This is a genomic window from Faecalibacterium sp. BCRC 81149 (genome assembly GCF_022750605.1).
GTDB classification, from domain to species: Bacteria; Bacillota; Clostridia; order Oscillospirales; family Ruminococcaceae; genus Faecalibacterium; species Faecalibacterium duncaniae.
In genome coordinates, this window is sequence record NZ_QXJA01000001.1 from 151,568 (window position 1) to 172,125 (window position 20,558).

The following is a 20,558-nucleotide window of genomic DNA, read 5'->3' on the forward strand; positions in this document are numbered from 1 at the left end:
AACGCAACTCCTTGTAAGCCTGGAACAGGCATTGCTTTTTTCAGGGATACTGATTACTCGCGGACGGGGAACTTGCCCTCAGCCTCGATCAGCTTGTTCAGCTCAGCAGCATACTCCTCGGGATCGCAGGGGTTGGAGACCTCGCGGCCGGTCCATGCAGACAGCTGGCTGCTGTTTGCCAGGTTGACACCGTTGATGCCGTCCTCGCCGGGAGCCAGCAGCGGGCTGCCGGTCAGGATGTGAGCAGCAAAGTTCTGCATAACAGTGGTGTGCTGGAAGCCCCAGCCATCGTTGTTCTCAAAGGTCTCTTCGGTGTACAGCTTGGAGCCTGCACCGTTGCCGCTGGTCAGCATGGCAACTTCCATCATGCTCATGTGCTCGTTCAGGTAATCCTCAGTGCAGGGGTTGCCTTCCTTGTCGATATAGTGGTAGACGTGAGCGGTCTTGCTGTTGTCAACAACGATCTTGCCGCCGTCCAGGTCGATCTCCAGACGATCGGTGCCGATGGCATCGTGGGTGCAGGTGGTAAAGGTGCCGGTAGCGCCGTTAGCGAACTCGACCAGCATGGTCACGTCGTTCTCAACGCCGATGTCACGATGGCAGCCGTTGATGTTCTTGGAGAAGACCTTCACGGGAATACCGCAGATCCACTGCCACAGGTCGAGCTGATGGGGAGCCTGGTTGACCAGGACACCGCCGCCTTCGCCACCCCAGGTAGCACGCCATGCGCTCTGCTGGTAGTAGCTGTCAGGACGCCACCAGGAGTTGATCATCCACTGAGAGCGGCGGATCTCGCCCAGCTCACCGCTGGCAACGATTTCCTTGATCTTCTGATACAGCTTGTTGGTACGCTGGTTGAACATGATGCCGAAGGAAACCTCGGGATGAGCCTTAGCGCAGGCGATCATCTTCTGAACATCCTTGCTGCGGACACCGGCGGGCTTCTCGCACAGAACGTTCATGCCATGCTCCATAGCGTAGATGGAGATCTCGTGGTGCAGGTAGTGAGGAACGGTGGTGATGATGGCATCAACAGTGCCGCTGGCGATCATATCCTTCCAATCCTTGAAGAAGGGCACATCGGGGTACTGCTCCTTGCACATCTTCTCCTTCTCGGGGTCGATATCACACAGAGCGCCCAGTGCGCAGTTGTCCGGGCACGGTGCGCAGACCATGCCGGGGAACGGAGCGGGAGCGTTGGTCAGGAAGCGAGCATAGCTGCCGCCCTGAGCACCGATACCGATCAGGCCATAACGAATCTTTCCTTCAGTCTTTTCCATTTGAATCTTCTCCTTTTTTCTGTTACGTTAGAATTTTGCCAGAATATCGCACAGTGCGTGATACTGTGCGGCGTAACCTTCAGCACCGTTTTTGTACTTGTTCTCACGGATGATGTTCTTTGCATCCGTGGTCTCAAGGCTCTGCAGGCTGTCAAACAGCACCAGATGCGGCTCAAGGGTCAGGAAGCCGGTATAGCCCTCTTCCACAATGGCCTTGTGCAGCAGCTCAGGAATCTTTCCCTCGCCGGTACCGCAGAGCACATTCTCCTTGTCGGTAGAAACGGCATCCTTAATGTGGATATATACAATGTACGGACGGAGAGCATCCCAGCACTTGGCGGTATCCTCGCCGCACTGTACAAAGTTTGCAAAGTCGAATGCGGACTTGAAGTGTGCGCTGTTCAGCGTCTGCATCAGGTCAACACAGCGGGAAAGAACATCACCATAGATATCCTTCTCGTTTTCGTGCATCAGGATCACGTCGTGCTTCTCAGCAATGGCAATGAACTTGCGCAGCTTCTCGATGACAGCGTCACGATAGTCGGCAGGATCCTTGCCTTCCGGCATAAAGAAGCTGAACATGCGGATGTACTTGCAATTCAGGACCTTAGCGATCTCGCACAGCGTTTCCAACTGAGCACACTGCTTTTCAAAGCCCTCTTCATCATCGATCTTGACCTTGCCAATGGGACTGCCCAGGCTGGAAACGCCAACACCAGCGGCCTGCAGGCGGGGCAGCAGATCGGTCTTGACTTCCTCAACGGTAAAGTCAGCGATTCCCTTTTTATCTGCACTGCGCAGGCTGATGTACTGCATTCCAAGCTCACGGACTGTCTTGAGCTGCTCATCAAAAGAAGAGCTGATCTCGTCGGCAAAGCCGGAAATATAAATATCCTTCATAAAAATCTCCTTTTTTGTGTAGGATACAAGCCTTACTATAACTAATATATCACAATTGTTAAAAAAATGCCGCACAAATCTTTTTCGGTTTTTTTAGCACATCGTGCAACAGAATTTGTTGTTTTGTTGCATATCATAAAATAAGGTGCCTCAAACCAATCTTGTGGGGTGAAAAAGGGAGAAAAACTGTGCAAAATGTCCATCTTTGACTTCGATTTCTTGGCAGCAAAAAACAGAGCAGCAGGATTTACAATGTAAACGGCACAGGATTTACACACGACAAACATCGAACAAACTGATATATTAGGTCTTGGAGATCGGCTCCTTTGATTCTTAAGGGCCGTGGCAGACTTTTAAAAATCGAAAAGGCCTGTCCCCCATGGGCAGGTTTGAGTTGTTTTCAGACCAATCAAAGGAGTTCAAACCCATGTCCAAGACGAAGACTGAGACCCCTGTCCTGCGCAATTCCGCTGATATCCCCTGGGAGGAGAACCGCCTGTATCTGCCTGCGGATGAGACCGAGGAAGAGAACAAAGCTCTTTACGAACGCCTCAAGAAAGAGATCGCAGACGGCCACCCGGTGGATGAATATAACAATGAAGTGCTCTGCCGCCTGACCCCGCGTAATGCTGGTTGATGTAGATAGAACAAGCCAAATGCATCCGCTGGGAACAACTCCGCTTTCCGCAAGTCCGCCATCCCGTCTCACCCTCCTCAGTGAAGATAGAACGAAGCCATACATTTGGCCAGATCCTCTGGTCGTTCTGCAAAGTTTCCATAGCGCCAGCTGTTGAAAAAACCCATATAGGCACCGATGAACGAGTTCCGGAAGTATCGGTTTTCGCCCGGCAATGAAACGGGCCATGGCACAAATTGTCTTGCGTCCCCGAATTCGATATTGGAGATCAGAACAAGAATGATCTTCTCACTCAACGCATCGCTGAAAAAGCTGGTCAGATGGCAATCCATCAGGATACAAAGATTCTTTCGCTCCGCATACGTCCAGCGGAACAGCGCAGTCAGGTTTTTTTCCAGGGTACTGTATGCAGGCAACTGCCCCGCAAGCAGGGTCATCTGCCGGTCGAGATAATAATCCAGCACGTCATCCTTGGATTCAAAACTGCGGTAAAAGGTTGTCCGGTCAAGGTCTGCCATGTGACACAGCTCTGTGACGGAGATCTTTTCCAGCGGCTTTTTCATTAAAAGCTGAAACAGTGCCGTGCAAAATGCATCCTGATTTTTCTGCGCAACGGGGTTGATATGGTTCGTGTACATTGTGCGTTGTGTTCAGCTCCTTCCTCAAAATGATTGGCTTTATTGTACCATATTCTCTAAAAAAAGCAATTTGATTTCACTGAAAGCGTTTTTTCAAAAAGAAATCTTGACAGTTATTTTCTTTTATGCTAAACTATCTATCGTTGCGAAACATTTGCTACTGTGGCTCAGTTGGTAGAGCAGTTCACTCGTAATGAACAGGCCGCCGGTTCAAGTCCGGCCAGTAGCTCCAAAATAAAAACTCCCGAGAATCAGCTTATGAGGCTGGTTTTCGGGAGTTTTTTGTCCAGACATTTCTCTTTTCAGCTCATATAAGTTTCGCCTGCCCTGCCAGATACAGCATCCCCACTGCCGCACCGCAAAGCGGCAGGAGCAGAAATAGCATCCGGGCGAACTGACCCAAAAGCGCGCCTGTGCTGGGGGCCTGTCCTCCACGCCCGAATGCGGCTGAACAGAGCCTTCCGCTTACCTGCAGTGCGGATGCGCCGAACGTGCACAGCGTTCCGGTCGCAAGGGATGCAGGGATACCGCAGACGCAGAGCAGCACAAATGCTGTCCGTGGGTTCAAATCCACAAGCAGCCTGGAGGAAAGCAATCCGGAGCCTGTCCCATACAGCATCGTAAAAAGGAAGATGGGCAGCGGCCCCAGGGCGGAAAGCCCCAGGAACAGCACTGCCGTCAGTGCACCTGCCACAGTGAAAAATTCAGTTCGGAACAGGCGCACTGCTCCGGCGGCATCCTGCACGGAAAACAGGTTCTGCCAGCAGTTCAGGTAATAGGAAAGCGTTTCGGCATCGCCTGCCACGCAACGCGCTGCCGCCACACCCGCCAGAAAGGTCCCCAGAAGGTACGCCGCCGCCAGAAGGGCAATCCCCTCACTCGGCTTGCTGCGGCGTGCAGCGGCTCTCTCCGGTGTATTTCCGCGACTCTCAGAGAACGCCGCCGGGATGGATCGTCTTTCTTCCTGCGCTGTCTCAGGAAGAACTCCACGGTTCTTCTGTTTTAACGGCTCTTCCTGTGCTGTCGGCAGGATCGCTTCGGGCAGTGCCTTTTCCGCTGCGGCTTCCGGTGTTTCCTGATAGACCCACATACTTCCCTGTCCTCCTGTTTTTCTGCTGTAAATTCTCAATGCCGGTGCCGTTCTGTACGCAGGATACTGAACACCCCGCCCAGACAGCCAAAGACAAACACCAGTGCAAAGCGGGCCAGCTGCATTTCCGTTGGTTCAATGCCCTCCGAAAGGCCGAACCCCAGCAGAAGCAGAACAAACAGTCCGCCCTGTACAGCACCGCAGATAAGGCCTCTGCTGTGATAGAAAAACGCCATGAGCCAGCCGCTGCAAAAGCTCCCGGCACAGACAATGGCACTGACCATGGGCCAGGCAGTGCTCTGCGCAAGGCTCTGGTTTGCCATCAGGTAGGCCAGCCCGGCCATGCAAGCGGCGGTGAATATCCCACCAATGCCGAATGCGGCCAGTGCTTCCAGGATGGGTAGCTTCTTCTGTTCCAACATAAAAACCCGCCTCCCTGCACTACTGTATGCAGAGGGGCGGGTAAAAAAGACCTTGCTTTTAGAGATTACTTCTTTGCGTTGGCAGGAGCATTGTCCATGTTCAGCTTCTCAACAGAGCTGATCGCATTCTTGGTGAAGCGGATCTTCACACGGTCGGAACCGGTCTCCAGAACAAAGGTGTCCTCCTTGATGGCGACCACACGGCCAACAATACCGCCGATGGTCACGACCTGATCACCGATCTCCAGAGCTGCACGCATGGCAGCATCCTTCTTCTCCTGCTTCTTCTGGGGACGATAGATCATAAAGTAGAGCAGGACCAGCATCAGAGCCAGGGTGAAGAACAGGCTGATATAGCTTTCAGTGGTAGTAGTCAGAAATTGCATGGGACAAAGTCTCCTCTCAAAATTCAGATAAACTCATTATAACCGCTTCTGCGCCCTCTTGCAAGGGAAAAGCATGAAAAAGCTCAAATTCTTGTATCCAGCAGCTTGACATAACGGTCATGGAAGGCGGTAAAGGTGCCTGCATCCAGTTCATCGCGGATGCGCTCCATCAGGTGGTTGTAGAACCACAGGTTGTGCATAACGGCCAGACGCATGCCCAGCAGCTCCTCTGCCTTGAACAGGTGGCGGATATAGGCACGAGAGTAGTTCCGGCAGGCCGGGCAGCCACAGGTGGGGTCAATGGGGCGCTCGTCACGCTCATACTTTGCGTTTTTGATATTGATGATGCCGCCCCAGGTGTTCAGGTGTCCATGGCGGGCATTGCGGCTGGGCATGACGCAGTCAAACAGATCCACGCCGCGGGAAACAGCCTCGATCATGTTGCCGGGGGTACCGACACCCATCAGATAGCGGATCTTATCCTTGGGCATATAAGGCTCCACCTCGCTGATCATCTCGTACATCACCTCAGCAGGCTCACCCACGGCCAGACCGCCGATGGCGTAGCCGTCCAGCTCCAGCTCCGCGATCTGCTTCATGTGCTCTACACGCAGGTCAGCAAAGGTACATCCCTGATTGATGCCGAACAGCAGCTGGTCGGGGTTGGTGGCCTTGCCCTCCTGCTTCAGGCGGGCCATCTCAGCCTTGCAGCGCTTGAGCCAGCGGGTGGTGCGCTCACAGCTGGCCTTGGAGTATGCGTGCTGGGCAGGATTCTCCACACACTCATCAAAGGCCATTGCAATGGTGGAACCCAGATTTGCCTGGATCTGCATACTCTCCTCAGGACCCATAAAGATGCGGTGGCCGTCCAGATGGGAGGCAAAGGTCACGCCTTCCTCCGTGATCTTGCGCAGCTTGGAAAGGCTGAACACCTGGAATCCGCCGCTGTCGGTCAGGATGGGCCCGTTCCAGCGGGTAAATTTGTGCAGACCGCCCATATCGGCTACCAGCTGATCACCGGGACGCAGATGCAGGTGGTAGGTGTTGCAGAGCATCACTTGGGTGCCAATCTGCTGCAGATCCTGCGCGGACAGGCCGCCCTTGATGGCACCGGCGGTGGCAACATTCTGGAAAGCCGGGGTCTGCACCGTGCCGTGCACGGTCTTGAACTCGCCCCGCCGGGCGTTGTGCTCCTGCTTGAGCAGCTTAAAAGTGGTCAAAGAAGGCATAAGTTTTTTCCTTTCTGTGTACGGAAAACAGCCGTACAGCCTTGTGCCGCCGGGCAGGCGGCAGGTTCAGAAGTGGTGGATACCGAGCTGCCGAAACGGATCCGGCAGTGTTTTGGGCTTTTGGGAGAGCGGGTGCTGAGGGATCACAGGATCAGCATCGCATCGCCGAAGGAAAAGAAGCGGTACTTTTCCTCTACGGCAACTTTATAGGCAGCCATGGTCTTTTCGTAGCCGTAGAGGGCAGAGACCAGCATGATGAGGGTGCTTTCCGGCAGGTGGAAGTTGGTGATCAGGCCATCGATGCAGTTGAACTTGACACCCGGGTAGAGAAAAATAGAGGTATTGCCGCTGCAGGCCTTGATCTCGCCATATTTTGCGGCGGCGGCTTCCAGTGTGCGGCAGCTGGTGGTGCCAACGGCGATCACGCGGTGCCCGGCGGCCTTGGTTTCCCGGATGCGCTGAGCAGTCTCCTCGCTGATGGAATACCACTCGCTGTGCATCTTGTGATCCGTGATCTCGTCCTCCTGCACGGGGCGGAAGGTTCCCAGACCCACATGCAGGGTAACCTCGGCAATGCCGACACCCTTGGAACGGATGGTATCCATCAGCTCCGGGGTGAAGTGCAGGCCTGCCGTGGGTGCAGCAGCGCTGCCCAGCTCCTTGGCATAGACCGTCTGATACTGGCTCTGATCTTCCAACTGCTTGGTGATGTAGGGTGGCAATGGCATCTTGCCAAATTCATCCAGTTTTTCATAAAGGGTCTCGGTGTCATAATAGAATGTAACAAACTTGTTGCCATCCTCCAGCGTTTCGTCCACCACAGCGGTCAGGGTGCCGTCACCAAAACTAACCTTGGTGCCGGGCTGCATCCGCTTGCCGGGCTTTGCCAGGCACTCCCACTGATCTCCCTTGACCTGCCGCAGAAGCAGTAGCTCACACACAGCACCGGTGGGCTGCTTGACACCCACGATGCGGGCGGGCAGCACCTTGGAATTGTTGACCACCAGCAGGTCACCCGGCTCAAGATATTCCGGCAGATCGCGGAAGATCCGGTGCTGGATGCTGTCGTCCTTCTGGCTCAGAACCATGAGCCGGGCCGAGTCTCTGGGGTCTGCAGGCTCCTGTGCAATGAGTTCTTTGGGTAAATCGTACCAAAAATCTTTTTTTAACATGCTTTGCATTTGCCTTTCCGATGATTGACACGAGTGCCGTATCAATGTTATCATAAAATCTGTATAAACAGTATCTATTATATTGCAAGGTCGGCTGGTTTGCAAGCCGTGTTCGATGTAAATTTGCTTTTATTGAAAGGAAAGGTGCTGGAAATGGAAAAACAGTATAAAGTTGGTATCGTTGGTGCAACGGGTATGGTGGGGCAGCGTTTTGTGACCCTGCTTGAGAATCATCCCTGGTTCAAGCTGACCACGCTGGCCGCATCCGGCCGCAGCGCAGGCAAGACCTATGAGGATGCCGTTGGCAGCCGCTGGGCAATGACTACCCCGATGCCCGAGAGCGTCAAGAAGATGGTCGTGCTGGATGCCGCCAAGGTGGAAGAGGTCGCTTCTCAGGTCGATTTCATCTTCTGCGCAGTCAATATGCCCAAGGCCGAGATCAAGGCACTGGAAGAAGCTTACGCAAAGGCCGAGTGCCCTGTGGTCTCCAACAACAGCGCAAACCGCTTTACCCCGGATGTTCCCATGGTCGTGCCTGAGATCAACGCGGACCACATTGAGATCATCCCTGCCCAGCGCAAGCGTCTGGGTACCAAACGCGGCTTCATCGCGGTCAAGTCCAACTGCAGCCTGCAAAGTTATGTGCCTGCCCTGCATCCTCTGATGAAGGAGTTTGGTGTCAACAAGGCTCTGGTCTGCACCTATCAGGCCATTTCCGGTGCAGGCAAGACCTTTGACCGGATGCCCGAGATCGTAGATAACGTCATCCCCTACATCGGCGGTGAGGAGGAAAAGAGCGAGCGCGAGCCGCTGAAGCTGTGGGGCCACATCGAGGGCGATCAGATCGTCAACGCCGAGAAGCCCACGATCACTGCGCAGTGCTTCCGTGTTCCCGTTTCTGACGGCCACACTGCTGCCGTGTTTGTAAGCTTTGACAAAAAGCCCACCCAGGAGCAGATGCTCGAGGCCTGGGCTAACTTCCGCGGCCCTGCACAGGAGCTGAACCTGCCCAGCGCACCCAAGCAGTTCCTGCACTACTTCACTGAGCCTGACCGTCCTCAGCCCAAGCTGGACCGCAACACCGAGAATGGCATGGCTGTCTGCATCGGCCGCCTGCGCGAGGACACCCTGTTTGACTACAAGTTCGCCTGCATGAGCCACAACACCCTGCGCGGCGCTGCCGGCGGTGCTGTGCTGCTGGCCGAGCTGCTGGCTGCAAAGGGCTATTTTGACTGAACAACACGTTCCTGACGGAGCGTACAAAGGAGTTTTATACTATGAAGAATCCTGTCTTTACCGGCGCGGCGGTGGCGATCATCACCCCCATGTACGAAGATGGCAGCATCAACTTTGATGAGCTGGGCCGCATCATTGAAGATCAGATCGCACGGGGCACCGATGCGATTGTGATCTGCGGAACTACCGGCGAATGCTCTACCATGACCGATGAGGAGCAGCTGGCCGCCATCAAGTTTACGGTCGAGACGGTCAACCACCGGGTGCCTATTATTGCGGGTGCTGGTTCCAATGATACCGATCACGGCTGTGCACTGGCAGCAAAGTCTGCTGCCTGCGGTGCCGATGCCCTGCTGCTGGTGACCCCCTATTACAACAAGACCACGCAGGCAGGTCTGGTGGCTCACTTTACCGCTATGGCCGAGGCGGGCGGCATCCCTGTTATCCTGTATAATGTACCTTCCCGTACCGGCCTGAACATCACCCCCGAGACAGCGCTGGAGCTGAGCCGGAATCCGCTCATCAACGGCATCAAGGAGGCCTCCGGCAACATCTCTCAGGTGGCCAAGATCGCTCAGCTGTGCGGCGATGAGCTGAACATCTACTCTGGCAACGATGATCAGGTGGTCCCCTTGCTGTCTCTGGGTGGCAAGGGTGTCATCAGTGTGGTCTCCAATGTCAAGCCTGAGCTGGTGCACAACTGCTGCAAGGCATGGTTTGAGGGCGACACCAAAACTGCCTGCAAGCTGCAGCTGGAGATCCTGCCCTTGGCGGATGCACTCTTCTGCGAAGTAAATCCCATCCCTGTCAAGTACGCCATGAATGTGCTGGGCTGGGAGGCCGGTCCCTGCCGTCTGCCGCTGGTCGAGCCCAGTGATGCCCACAAGGAGAAGATCGAGCAGGCACTGGAGGCCGAAGGTCTGATTCAGGAATAAACGAAACAACGCACAATGCCCGGTGGAAATGGTTTCTCCCGGGCATTTGCCGTTACAACAGAAAACGAGGAAACAAAAATGACGGATATTATCATTCAGGGCATTGGCGGCCGGATGGGCCACGCCCTCTGCGAGATGATTGCAAACCGGAGTGACTGCCGCGTGGTCGCCGGGATCGACCAGCAGGACGGTGAGCAGAACGGCATCCCCGTATACGACAGTCTGGATAAGCTGGACGGCAAGGGCGATGTCATCATTGATTTCAGCGCTCCTGCTGCTGTGGAAAAGGCACTGACCTATTGCGAAGCACACAAGATGCCCATCGTGGTCTGCACCACCGGCCTTTCCGAAGAGCTGCAGCTGAAGGTGGTGCAGCTGTCCCGCATTGTGCCCGTGTTCAAGAGCGCCAACATGTCCATCGGCATCAACCTGCTGTCGGAGCTGTGCAAGCGTGCATCGGCCATTCTGGGTGCAGACTATGATGTGGAGATCGTGGAGCAGCACCACCACAACAAGCTGGATGCCCCCAGCGGCACTGCCCTGATGCTGGCCGATGCCATCAATGAAGAGAACAACGGCGCATATCATTATGTGTACGACCGTTCCTCTGTGCGCCAGAAGCGCGACCCGAAGGAAATCGGCATCAGCTCCGTGCGCGGAGGCAGCATCGTGGGCGACCACGAGGTGCTGTTCTGCGGTCCGGACGAGGTCATCACCCTCAAGCATACTGCATATTCCCGCAGTGTTTTTGCAAATGGCGCAATAAATGCTGCTGTCTATCTTGCAAAAAAGGAGCCGGGCCTGTACAATATGGGTAACATGATCGCAGAGCTGTAAGGTCTCTGCGTCTTCCACCATTTTGAGCGGCAGGAGGGCTGACGGAATGGAACAGGCAAGACACGCTGCACCCACGAAACGACATTCGCGGCACGAACTGCAGAACCGGCGAAAACGAAAACCCGTTTTTCTGAGGATGATGGGAGTGCTGCTGGTGGCTGGTGCGGCATTGGCCTGCTTTGGCTTCTGGCGCTTCCAGACTCCCGGCATCGTGCTTGGCCCTTTTGAGGACGAGCCTTCGACCGCTGAAAGCGTTCCCCCGCCCGAACCGGAACCGCAGCCTGTTACAACCACACTGCGTTTTTCGGCCACCGGGGACAATCTGATCCATGCTCCCATCTACAAACAGGCAGCCCGCCGGGCAGCGGAAGGCCAGCGATATAATTTTGACTACTGCTACGAGCACCTGCTGGATTTTTATGCCGCGCAGGATGTTAACTGGATCAATCAGGAAACGCTCTGCAGCAAGGAACTGGAGCCTTCCACCTATCCCTGCTTTTCTACCCCCGGTGAATGCGCAGAGGCTCTTTACCGGGCAGGCATCCGGGTGTTCAGTCTGTCCAACAACCACACCTACGATAAAGGTGCCAAAGGTATCGCAGCAACACTGCGGTTCTGGGACGAGATGCCGGAAGATGTGGTCACGACCGGCCTGTGGTACGGAGAGAGCGATTATGGTACTATCCCCCTGCAGACGGTGAACGGTGTGACGATTGCCTACCTCTCCTACACCGACCACACCAATGGCATCCCGCAGAGCAGTGCCATGACGGCCAATGTCATCTACACCAGCCAGCGGGATGTGATGGAACAACAGGTGCGCAGGGCGCGTGAGCTGGCCGATTTCGTGGTGGTGGGAGTTCACTGGGGCGTGGAGGACAGCCACAAGATCACCCAGACCCAGCGGGATCTCGCCCAGCAGCTTTCCGACTGGGGTGCGGATGTTATTCTGGGCACGCACCCTCATGTGGTGCAGGATGCCGAGTGGAAGACCTCTGTGGATGGCCGCCAGACCTTTGTGGCCTATTCCCTGGGAAATTTCCTCAGCACCCAGAGCAAACCGGATCAACTCATCGGCGCCATCCTGACACTGGAGCTGAACAAGACGACGGACCCGGATGGCAGCGTTCGCTGCGCTGTCGCTTCCCCGCAATTACATCCCACCGTGACCCACTATGATGCCGGTAAATCCAACGTCCGCACCTACCTCTTCCGGGATTACACGTCGGAACTGGCGCAGGCGCATGGTGTCCGGGCCGCCTACCCTAGCTTTGGGATAGAGTACATTCAGAACGTATTACAGACCAACATCAACAGCGCGTTTTTGGCGCTCGCCTGAATTTGCAGCCCTTTGGGGCAGATTGGAGTGTTCATTATGTATGGTGTTTCCAAAATCAACATTGAGCCCAGCCTGATGATGATCAGTGTACAGGATGTGGAGTTCAAGGGCAACAGCCTGGCCCGCTACCTGCAGATCTTTGCCGATACCGGCGTTGTGGTGGATATGATCAGTCAGAGCGCCCCTCACGGTACCAACATTGATTTCAGCTTTACCGCATCTGCCAGTGATCTGACACTGGTGATGAAGGCCATCTCTGCAGCCAATCTCGACAAGGATGCCAAGGCCTCCCCGCTGATCAGCGTTGGTTACTCCAAGCTGAACCTCTTCGGTGAGGACATGGTCACCAGCTGCGGTGTAGCTGCCCGGGCCCTGAACGCATTGGCCATGGCTGACATCGAGGTTCTGCTCATCACCACCAGCGATCTGGATATTTCTCTGCTGGTGCGCAGTGAGAACGAGGACTCCGCTTACGATGTGCTGAAGAAAGCCTTTGAGCTGTAAGCTGCCATTCTCTGTGAATATCACATAAACGCAAAAAGCCCGGCGGCATCCCAAAATCGGATGTTGCCGGGCTTTTATCATACGCTGTTTCTAAAAGGTTACAGGGTCACTTTGTGGTAGACCTTCTTGCCCTTCTTGATGACGATACTGTTCTTCAGCTGATCAGCGGTAAAGCTGACAGTGGGAGCAGCTACCTTTTCACCATCCACCAGGACACCGCCCTGCACGACCAGGCGGCGGGCCTCGCCGTTGGAAGCGGCCAGACCGGCCTTGACCATGAGGGTCAGGATGCCGATGGAGCCATCGGTCAGATCCGCTTCGGTCAACTGAGTGGAGGGCATGTGCTCAGTGTCGGCAGCACCGCTGAACAGAGCGCGGGCAGCGTTCTGGGCTTTCTCAGCCTCTTCCTCGCCGTGGACCATCTTGGTCAGCTCGTAAGCCAGGATCTCCTTGGCCTCGTTCAGGCGCTGGTCCTTCCAGGTGCTCATCTCATCGATCTGCTCCAGCGGGAGGAAGGTCAGCATCCGGATGCACTTCATCACATCAGCATCGCCGACATTGCGCCAGTACTGGTAGAACTCAAAGGGACTGGTCTTGTTGGGGTCGAGCCAGACCGCATTGCCTGCAGTCTTGCCCATCTTCTTGCCCTGAGAATCGGTCAGCAGAGTGATGGTCATCGCATAGGCATCCTTGCCCAGCTTGCGGCGGATCAGCTCAGTGCCGCCCAGCATGTTGCTCCACTGGTCATCGCCGCCAAACTGCATGTTGCAGCCGTAGTGCTGGAACATGTAGTAGAAGTCGTAGCTCTGCATGATCATGTAGTTGAACTCGAGGAAGGACAGGCCCTTCTCCATGCGCTGCTCATAGCACTTGGCGCGGAGCATGTTGTTGACGGAGAAGCAGGCACCCACATCACGCAGCAGCTCAACATAATTCAGGTTCAGCAGCCAGTCGGCATTGTTCAGCATCAGAGCCTTGCCCTCAGAAAAATCGATGAACTTCTCCATCTGCTTCTTGAAGCAGGCTGCATTGTGAGCAATGTCCTCCTTGGTCAGCATCTTGCGCATGTCGGTACGGCCAGAGGGGTCGCCGATCATGGTGGTGCCGCCGCCGATCAGGGCGATGGGCTTGTTGCCGGCCATCTGCAAGCGCTTCATCAGGGTCAGGGCCATAAAATGGCCTGCAGTCAGGCTGTCCGCGGTGCAGTCAAAGCCAATATAGAAGGTGGCCTTGCCGTTGTTGATGAGGTCAATGATCTCATTGTCGGTGATCTGGGCCACCAGACCGCGTGCCTGCAGTTCTTCGTAAAGAGTCATGGGATGATCCTCCTGTTTTGTCGGGCAGAGGACAAAAGAGAACGCCCTCTGCCAAAAATGAATTTGGCAGAGGGCGAGAAAATCGCGGTACCACCTCTGTTTGCCGCCCCCTCACAGAAACGGCCTCACGAGTGCGCCCCACAGAGATGGGATACACTCCTGCGTTTGTAACGCTCGCACGCGGCACAGCCTACTAGCCAAAGCATTCAGCCTGCAACTCCGGGAGGTATTTCCCCTGCTGTTCTGCACACCCCTTGCACCAACCGGGGTCTCTCTGGGCAAACACTGACAAGGTACTTGTTCCCTTCAACGTCTTTCAACAGAAATCAGTTTAGCACAAATCAGCAGGGTTGTCAATCACTGGTTTCATGCTCGGCCAGTCCCAGCATCTCTCTGGCATTGGCACGGGAAAGCTCCGTGACATGGTCACCGGAAATAATATGCGCCAGCGCGTCCACTCTGCCTTCGATATCCAGCGGGTGGATCTCGGTATAGGTGCGTTCATTCGTGATATTTTTCTGGATAAGCAGATGGCAGTCGGCCAGTGCAGCGATCTGCGCTGTGTGGGTGATGCAGAGGATCTGGTGATCCTTTGCACTCTGTTTGAGCACCTCACCGATGCGGCTGGCTGCCTTGCCGGACACGCCGCTGTCGATCTCATCGTAGATGACCGTAGGCACTGCGTCCTTATCGGCCATGGCATTTTTGATTGCCAGCGTGATACGGCTCAGTTCACCGCCGGAAGCGATTTTTGCCAGCGGCTTGGGATCCTCACCGGGATTTGTGGAAATATAAAACTCCACGCTGTCCTGGCCATGGCTGGCCAGCGGGCCGCGGGTATGGCGCAGGGTCATGCGGACACCTGGCATGTTCAAAAAATCCAGTGTGCCGGAGATGCGCCTGTTCAATTCCTCAAAGGCTTTCAGGCGGGTCTGGGTCAGCACCTCGGCCTTATCCCGGGCCAGTACATAGAGCCGATGCTTTTCAGCCTGCAGGTGCTCTGTCCGCTCCTGTGAGAATTGGATGCGGTCCAGCTCTTCCCTTGCCTGCTGTCCAAAGGCGATGATATCTTCCACAGTATCACCGTATTTCCGCTTGAGCTTGTAGATCAGATCCATCCGCTGTTCGATTTCATCCAGCTCTGCATCATTCGTCTCGTAGCCCTCCAGCCGCCCGATCAGGTCAGCAGAAAGGTCTTTTGCGGTGTAATAAAGATCCAGCAGCTGTCCTGCAGCAGCAGAAAGGCCGCTGTCCAGTTGGGCGGCACCATCGATCGCATTGGAAGCTTCCCCCAGCAGATCAACGGCACCCGGGGCATCATCTCCGCCCGAAAGCAGCGCATAGCTCTGGGAGATGCGCTCCCGGATGGTGGAGGCATTCGCCAGCACCTTACGGCGGGCCGCCAGCGTCTCCTCTTCGCCTGCGGTCAGGCTGGCATCCTCGATCTCCTGTACCTGATAACTCAGCAGATCGATCTTTCGCTGTTTTTCACCCTCATCGGTGATGATGGCATCCAGCTCCTTTTTGACCTTGATAAGCTCCCGGTAAACAGCATAATACTCCTGATACACCGCCCCGTTCTGGGCGTAGGCATCCAGGATACCCTCATGGCGGGCCGGGTTCAACAGGCCTACGGAATCGTGCTGGCCGTTGATGTTGATGAGCCCACCGCACAGTTCCCGCAGAATGGCTGCTGTGGCAGGCATTCCATTGATGCGGCAGGTGCTCTTGCCCTCGGCAGTGATCTCACGGCTCAGGGTCAGCGCTTCTGAGCGCTCATACCCCGCCTTTTCCAGGCTGTCCAGCACTGCAGGCGGAACATCATCAAATGCCGCCCGGATGACTGCTTTTGCAGCCCCCGTGCGCACCAGATCCTTGGAGGTGCGGTTGCCCAGAATGGCATTGATGGAGTCGATCAGGATAGATTTGCCCGCACCGGTCTCGCCGGTAAGGACATTCAGGCCCTTCTCAAAATGCACGTTGGCCTTCTGGATGACTGCAACATTTTCAATTTGCAGACTGCTCAACATGTTCGTTCTCTCCCGCCTTTATTTCTGCCCGATGTAATGCCCAAGCTCGGTGCAAATGGTCTTTGCATCCCGCTCTGAGCGGGCCACGATCAGAAAGGTATCATCACCGGAAAGGGTGCCGACCACATTTTTCCACTTGAGTGCGTCAAATACCTCGCAGGCCGCATTGGCCATGCCAGAGTAGCACTTTACCAGCACTACATGTCCCGCAAAGTCCACCCCCAGGACAGATTCATGGAAGATGGTCTCAAACCGGGCCTGCATCTTGGGGTTCAGTACCTCGCTGTGGCCGGAAACATAGCGGTAGCCGGTGGTGGTGGCAGCTTTGACAAGGTTCATCTCCCGGATATCGCGGGAAATGGTCGCCTGTGTGGCATCAAAGCCCTCCTTGCTCAGGTACTCCAACAGAGTCTCCTGCCGGCTGATGGGATTCTCCTGGATCAGGCGCAGGATGGCCTGCTGCCGCTTCTGCTTGCTCTTGTTATCCCCTCGGCTGGTGCGTCCCATGTGATCTTCTCCCTTCGTCGTGTTTGTGTCATCGTCTGCCGCGCAGTTTCTGGTCAATGGCCTGGAACTGGTCAGCCTTGCTGAAGGTGATGAGCTGCACGACCTGGTCAGACAGCCGCACCTCCGCGGTGGCTCCGGCTTTTACGGAATAGCCCGCATCCCCATCACAGCTGATAAAAACTTCTTCATCTGCCACCTGGCCCACACAGAGGTTGATCTTGCGCTCCTGCGCAAAAACCATGGCCGGGCTGGCAAGGCTGTGGGGGCAGATGGGTGTGACAACGATGCCCTTGGTCTGAGAATCAAGGATCGGCCCGCCTGCCGCCAGAGAATAAGCGGTGGAGCCGGTGGGCGTTGCCACAATGACACCATCGCCCCGGTAATGCTCCACCAGGATATCGTCACAATAGATGCTGAAATCCACTGCCTGCTGCAGGCGGCCCTTGGTCATAACCACATCATTCAGGGCATGGCCCTCCCAGCTGTCATCTCCCAGCACACGAACATAGAGCAGCATCCGGTTATCCAGAAAATATTCACCCCGGGCTACGGCGGAGAGCTTGGCTTCCATTTCATCGACCTCACAGGTGGCCAGAAAGCCACACCGGCCCAGATTGATGCCGAGAATGGGCTTTCGGTATTCCAGTGAGAGGTTGGCTTCATGCAGGATGGTGCCATCTCCTCCGATGGTCAGGATGACATCCGTCCGCTCCAGGCATTCCTTCTGGGTCAGATACTCCACGCCCATGGTCATGCACTCAGCCTGCAGGCCGTCCTGCATCAGCACCTGTGCCCCATGGGTCAGCAGGATCTGCGCAGCACGCTGGGAAATGCCGTAGGCCATAGCCTTGCCGGGGTTTGGGGAAATGTAGACTGTCATCGTCTGCGTCCTCCCTGATGTTATGGATTATGGTTCAGCGGTCCAGCGTAGAATGGCTGGATGCCACCACCTGTTCAGCAACCGAATCATCCAGTGCACCGGGTTCATCGCTCTTCTGAACGAACATCAGATATTCAATGTTTCCCTCAGGGCCCTTGACGGGGCTGAAATCCAGTCCGCAGACCTTGAAGCCGTTGGCAGCAGCATAGCCCATGGCATTGTGCAGCACCTCGCGGTGGGTGGCAGGGTCACGGACAACGCCGTTTTTGCCCACCTTTTCGCGGCCAGCCTCAAACTGGGGCTTGACCAGGCAAACACCCATAGCGTCCGGGGTCGTGATGGCCTGCGCCACCGGGAAGATATGATGCAGCGAGATAAAGGAGACATCTACGCTGAAAAACTCGATCGGCTCTGCCAGCTGGTCAAGGGTCACGTTGCGGATGTTTGTGCGCTCCATATTGACCACCCGCTCATCGGTGCGCAGACTCCATGCCAGCTGACCGTAGCCCACATCCACTGCGTAGACCTTGACTGCACCATTTTGCAGCATACAGTCGGTAAAGCCGCCGGTGGATGCGCCAATGTCCATGCAGACTTTCCCCTTGGGGGTCAGCGGAAAACACTGCATCGCCTTTTCCAGTTTCAGGCCGCCGCGGCTGACATAACCGATATCATGGCCGCGCACCTCCACCTTGGCATCCTCTTTGATCATCTCACCGGCTTTGTCTACCTTCTGTTCGTTGACAAAGACCACGCCGGACATGATCATCGCCTTGGCGCGCTCACGGCTCTGGATCAGACCATGCTGAACCAGATATTGATCCAAACGAATCTTCAAGATTCTGCTCCTTTCCATGTACGGATGGCCTGTGCCAGATGTTCTGCATCCAGGCCGGTGCTTTGCTTGATCTGCGGAACCGTCGCATGGGGCAGACGCACATCCTCCACACCACGATGGATATAAGCACCCTGCCAGCCTGCTTTCCGCAGAGCCATTTCCAGATGCTCACCGATGCCGCCGCAGGCTACGCATTCCTCTGCGAACAAAACAACGTCATATCTTGAAATTTCAGAAATAAGCTCCGGTGTAAAGGGATATATCTTTACAATCTTATAGACATCACAGGGAACGTCTTCTTTGCCCAGAAGCTTCGCCGCAGTCAGCACATCCTCGACTTCATCGGCGTAACTGACCATCACAGCCTTGGCATCAGGGGCGGTATAGAGCCGGTCATATTCTCTGCCGGAACAGCCAAACTGCGCCAGTGCTGCGCTCTCACCACCGCGGGGATACCGGATTGCCCGTGGGCCCTGCATCTCATCACTGAGCAAGATGGGCAGCCAGTGCCGCAGCTCAGCATAGTTGGAGGGCGAATAGACCGGGATCCCCACCTGACTGAGGAAGGCCGGGTCAAAGATTCCCTGATGGGTCTCGCCGTCTGCCGGAACAAAACCGGCACGGTCGATGGCAAGGACAACATTCTCCTTCAGCAGGTTCACATCATGGATGATCTGGTCATAGGAACGCTGCAGGAAGGTGGAGTAGATACAGACCACCGGAAGCATTCCCTGGCTGGCGAGGCCCGCTGCAAAGGTCACAGCATGCTGCTCTGCCATGCCCACATCAAAGAAACGCTTGGGGTGGGTGTGTGCAAAGAACTGCAGGCCCGTACCATACTTCATGGCGGCCGTGATGGCACAGATCTTCTGGTTTTCCGCGCCCTCCTTGTTCAGGACATTGCCGAACACCGTCGAGAAAGACTCCTTGGGAGCCACCTCAGGGTCCGGGATGCTGTTGACCAGATCAAAGGTCGAAACACCATGGAAGTTACCGGGGTTGCTTTCAGCCGGGGCATAGCCCTTGCCCTTTTTGGTCACGACATGCAGGAAATGGGGGCCGGGCTGCCTGTGGATATCGCGCAGGATCCCTTCAAGCTCCGGTTCATTGTTACCATCAAAAGGACCATAATAGTGGAAGCCCATATCCTCAAACATGGTCGAATGATACATTGCCCTGCGCACCATGGCCTTGCTGTTCTGGATCGCAGATTTCAGCGGCGGTCCGATGACAGGCACACCATCCAGAAAGGAACGCACATTTTCCTTGGCATCGTAATAGCGGCTGGTGGTGCGCAGATGGCTCAGGTAGCGGGACAACGCGCCCACATTCTTGGAAATGGACATCTTGTTGTCGTTCAGGATGACCAGCAGATTGTCCAGCCCGCCGATATTGTTCATACCCTCGTAGACCATACCGCCGGTAAAGGCACCGTCACCAATGAGAGCAACCACCTGTCCCGGCTCACCCCGCAGCTTTTTGGCCCAGGCAATGCCCACAGCCAGCGAGAGCGCGGTGTTGCCGTGACCGGCAATAAAAGCATCATGCTCACTTTCGTTGGGGTTCGGGAAACCGGAAATGCCATCCAGCTGCCGCAACTTGGCAAAGCCCTCGCGGCGGCCGGTCAGCAGCTTGTGGGTATAGCACTGATGGCCTACATCAAACACGATCTCATCCGTGGGGGTGGTCAGCACCCGGTGCAGAGCCACCGTCAGCTCCACAGCACCCAGATTGGATGCCAGATGGCCGCCGGTCTTTGATACGTTATCCAGAAGAAATTCACGGATTTCTGCGCAAAGCTGCACGGTCTGCTGACTGGACAGCTTTTTCAGATCGCTGGGCTGAGAAATTTTCTCCAGCAAAGGCGAATTCATAGATTCACGTCCTTCTCACGTTTTGAAATGGGGCGCTCAGAGGCCCATAGGATAAAGGAAGCCGACCAGTATACCCAGTGCAAAACCGGCCATAACCTGCAGCGGAGTGTGACCGACCATCTCTTTCAGGTGCATATTCTGCAGGAAGGGATTGTTTTTCTCGGTCACTTCGATCCACTGCTCCAGCATCTTGTTCAGCACCTTGGCCTGCTCGCCGGTCTCGCGGCGTACACCCATAGCATCGTGCATGGTGATGATGGCAACAACTGCGGCCACCGCAAAGATAGCCGAATGGATGCCCTCGCTGCGTGCCGTAGCAATGACCATGGCCGTTACCGTGGCGCTGTGGGCACTGGGCATACCGCCATCGCCCCACATCCGCTCCAGCTGGAACCTGCCCAGCAGGACAAAGTTGATGATGGTCTTGAGCACCTGCGCCACAAACCAGGACAACAGGGATACTGTAAGGATCTCATTGAACGTCAGGACGCTATGGATAAATTGCATG

Annotated in this window: 21 protein-coding genes, 1 tRNA gene and 1 other annotated feature; of the genes, 7 read left to right on the forward strand and 15 right to left on the reverse strand. The window is 55.6% G+C overall.

Annotated elements, in window-relative coordinates:
- Positions 1 to 53: 53 nt before the first annotated feature.
- Positions 54 to 1,280, reverse strand: coding sequence for a Gfo/Idh/MocA family oxidoreductase (locus tag D3F01_RS00720; protein WP_097771129.1), 1,227 nt, complete (start codon positions 1,278 to 1,280; stop codon positions 54 to 56).
- A gap of 27 nt (positions 1,281 to 1,307) precedes the next feature.
- On the reverse strand, positions 1,308 to 2,180 hold the full coding sequence (locus D3F01_RS00725; protein WP_005934239.1) for a sugar phosphate isomerase/epimerase family protein: 873 nt from the start codon (positions 2,178 to 2,180) through the stop codon (positions 1,308 to 1,310).
- A gap of 427 nt (positions 2,181 to 2,607) precedes the next feature.
- On the opposite strand from D3F01_RS00725, the gene D3F01_RS00730 reads away from it, so the two are divergent.
- Positions 2,608 to 2,817 carry a hypothetical protein gene (locus tag D3F01_RS00730; protein WP_242885529.1) on the forward strand — a complete coding sequence of 70 codons (210 nt, stop codon included), beginning with the start codon at positions 2,608 to 2,610 and terminating at the stop codon, positions 2,815 to 2,817.
- Between the two features lie 77 nt (positions 2,818 to 2,894).
- Here the strand turns inward: D3F01_RS00730 and D3F01_RS00735 are convergent, their stop codons facing one another.
- A complete protein-coding gene (locus D3F01_RS00735) occupies positions 2,895 to 3,335 on the reverse strand; it encodes a hypothetical protein (protein WP_156061151.1) in 441 nt (146 codons plus the stop codon).
- A gap of 276 nt (positions 3,336 to 3,611) precedes the next feature.
- Between D3F01_RS00735 and D3F01_RS00740 the strand changes: the two genes are divergently transcribed.
- Positions 3,612 to 3,687, forward strand: a tRNA-Thr gene (locus D3F01_RS00740).
- A gap of 75 nt (positions 3,688 to 3,762) precedes the next feature.
- Here D3F01_RS00740 and D3F01_RS00745 read toward each other — a convergent pair.
- The 5 genes from D3F01_RS00745 to queA all read right to left on the reverse strand — a co-directional run bounded on the left by D3F01_RS00745 (position 3,763) and on the right by queA (position 7,754).
- Positions 3,763 to 4,545, reverse strand: coding sequence for a hypothetical protein (locus tag D3F01_RS00745; protein WP_242885532.1), 783 nt, complete (start codon positions 4,543 to 4,545; stop codon positions 3,763 to 3,765).
- Positions 4,546 to 4,580: 35 nt separating this feature from the next.
- Complete coding sequence (locus tag D3F01_RS00750; protein WP_156058074.1) at positions 4,581 to 4,967, reverse strand: TIGR04086 family membrane protein; 387 nt, start codon at positions 4,965 to 4,967, stop codon at positions 4,581 to 4,583.
- 65 nt (positions 4,968 to 5,032) lie between these two features.
- Positions 5,033 to 5,353, reverse strand: coding sequence for a preprotein translocase subunit YajC (gene yajC / locus D3F01_RS00755; protein WP_097771124.1), 321 nt, complete (start codon positions 5,351 to 5,353; stop codon positions 5,033 to 5,035).
- A gap of 83 nt (positions 5,354 to 5,436) precedes the next feature.
- A complete protein-coding gene (gene tgt, locus D3F01_RS00760; protein WP_097771961.1) occupies positions 5,437 to 6,582 on the reverse strand; it encodes a tRNA guanosine(34) transglycosylase Tgt in 1,146 nt (381 codons plus the stop codon).
- Between the two features lie 143 nt (positions 6,583 to 6,725).
- On the reverse strand, positions 6,726 to 7,754 hold the full coding sequence (gene queA / locus D3F01_RS00765) for a tRNA preQ1(34) S-adenosylmethionine ribosyltransferase-isomerase QueA (protein WP_097771258.1): 1,029 nt from the start codon (positions 7,752 to 7,754) through the stop codon (positions 6,726 to 6,728).
- 153 nt (positions 7,755 to 7,907) lie between these two features.
- On the opposite strand from queA, the gene asd reads away from it, so the two are divergent.
- The 5 genes from asd (at position 7,908) to D3F01_RS00790 (ending at position 12,605) form a co-directional block, all read left to right on the forward strand.
- Positions 7,908 to 8,990 carry an aspartate-semialdehyde dehydrogenase gene (gene asd / locus D3F01_RS00770; protein WP_035394444.1) on the forward strand — a complete coding sequence of 361 codons (1,083 nt, stop codon included), beginning with the start codon at positions 7,908 to 7,910 and terminating at the stop codon, positions 8,988 to 8,990.
- Between the two features lie 41 nt (positions 8,991 to 9,031).
- Positions 9,032 to 9,925 (forward strand): 4-hydroxy-tetrahydrodipicolinate synthase, encoded by an 894-nt coding sequence (gene dapA, locus D3F01_RS00775; protein WP_242885535.1) that lies wholly within the window; start codon positions 9,032 to 9,034, stop codon positions 9,923 to 9,925.
- A 78-nt stretch (positions 9,926 to 10,003) separates the two neighbouring features.
- Positions 10,004 to 10,762, forward strand: a complete 759-nt coding sequence (gene dapB, locus D3F01_RS00780) for a 4-hydroxy-tetrahydrodipicolinate reductase (RefSeq protein ID WP_098922361.1) — start codon at positions 10,004 to 10,006, stop codon at positions 10,760 to 10,762.
- A gap of 46 nt (positions 10,763 to 10,808) precedes the next feature.
- Positions 10,809 to 12,101, forward strand: a complete 1,293-nt coding sequence (locus D3F01_RS00785; protein WP_242885536.1) for a CapA family protein — start codon at positions 10,809 to 10,811, stop codon at positions 12,099 to 12,101.
- A gap of 36 nt (positions 12,102 to 12,137) precedes the next feature.
- Positions 12,138 to 12,605, forward strand: a complete 468-nt coding sequence (locus D3F01_RS00790; protein WP_097771119.1) for an ACT domain-containing protein — start codon at positions 12,138 to 12,140, stop codon at positions 12,603 to 12,605.
- Positions 12,606 to 12,703: 98 nt separating this feature from the next.
- Here D3F01_RS00790 and tyrS read toward each other — a convergent pair whose 3' ends face one another.
- The 7 genes from tyrS to D3F01_RS00825 all read right to left on the reverse strand — a co-directional run bounded on the left by tyrS (position 12,704) and on the right by D3F01_RS00825 (position 20,557).
- Complete coding sequence (tyrS, locus tag D3F01_RS00795; RefSeq protein ID WP_242885538.1) at positions 12,704 to 13,921, reverse strand: tyrosine--tRNA ligase; 1,218 nt, start codon at positions 13,919 to 13,921, stop codon at positions 12,704 to 12,706.
- A gap of 66 nt (positions 13,922 to 13,987) precedes the next feature.
- Positions 13,988 to 14,240, reverse strand: a binding site (T-box leader).
- A gap of 34 nt (positions 14,241 to 14,274) precedes the next feature.
- Entirely contained in the window at positions 14,275 to 15,951 is a 1,677-nt protein-coding gene (recN, locus tag D3F01_RS00800; RefSeq protein WP_242885539.1) for a DNA repair protein RecN, read from the reverse strand.
- 18 nt (positions 15,952 to 15,969) lie between these two features.
- Positions 15,970 to 16,458 (reverse strand): arginine repressor, encoded by a 489-nt coding sequence (locus D3F01_RS00805; RefSeq protein WP_097771116.1) that lies wholly within the window; start codon positions 16,456 to 16,458, stop codon positions 15,970 to 15,972.
- A gap of 28 nt (positions 16,459 to 16,486) precedes the next feature.
- Positions 16,487 to 17,338: an NAD(+)/NADH kinase gene (locus D3F01_RS00810; RefSeq protein ID WP_223383783.1), complete on the reverse strand. Its 852-nt coding sequence runs from the start codon at positions 17,336 to 17,338 to the stop codon at positions 16,487 to 16,489.
- Positions 17,339 to 17,372: 34 nt separating this feature from the next.
- A complete protein-coding gene (locus tag D3F01_RS00815; RefSeq protein ID WP_097771114.1) occupies positions 17,373 to 18,176 on the reverse strand; it encodes a TlyA family RNA methyltransferase in 804 nt (267 codons plus the stop codon).
- Positions 18,173 to 20,050 (reverse strand): 1-deoxy-D-xylulose-5-phosphate synthase, encoded by a 1,878-nt coding sequence (gene dxs / locus D3F01_RS00820; protein WP_242885541.1) that lies wholly within the window; start codon positions 20,048 to 20,050, stop codon positions 18,173 to 18,175. Before dxs ends, D3F01_RS00815 begins: the two co-directional genes overlap by 4 nt.
- Before the next feature lie 36 nt (positions 20,051 to 20,086).
- Complete coding sequence (locus D3F01_RS00825) at positions 20,087 to 20,557, reverse strand: divergent PAP2 family protein (protein ID WP_005934165.1); 471 nt, start codon at positions 20,555 to 20,557, stop codon at positions 20,087 to 20,089.
- Between the last annotated feature and the right edge of the window lies 1 nt (position 20,558).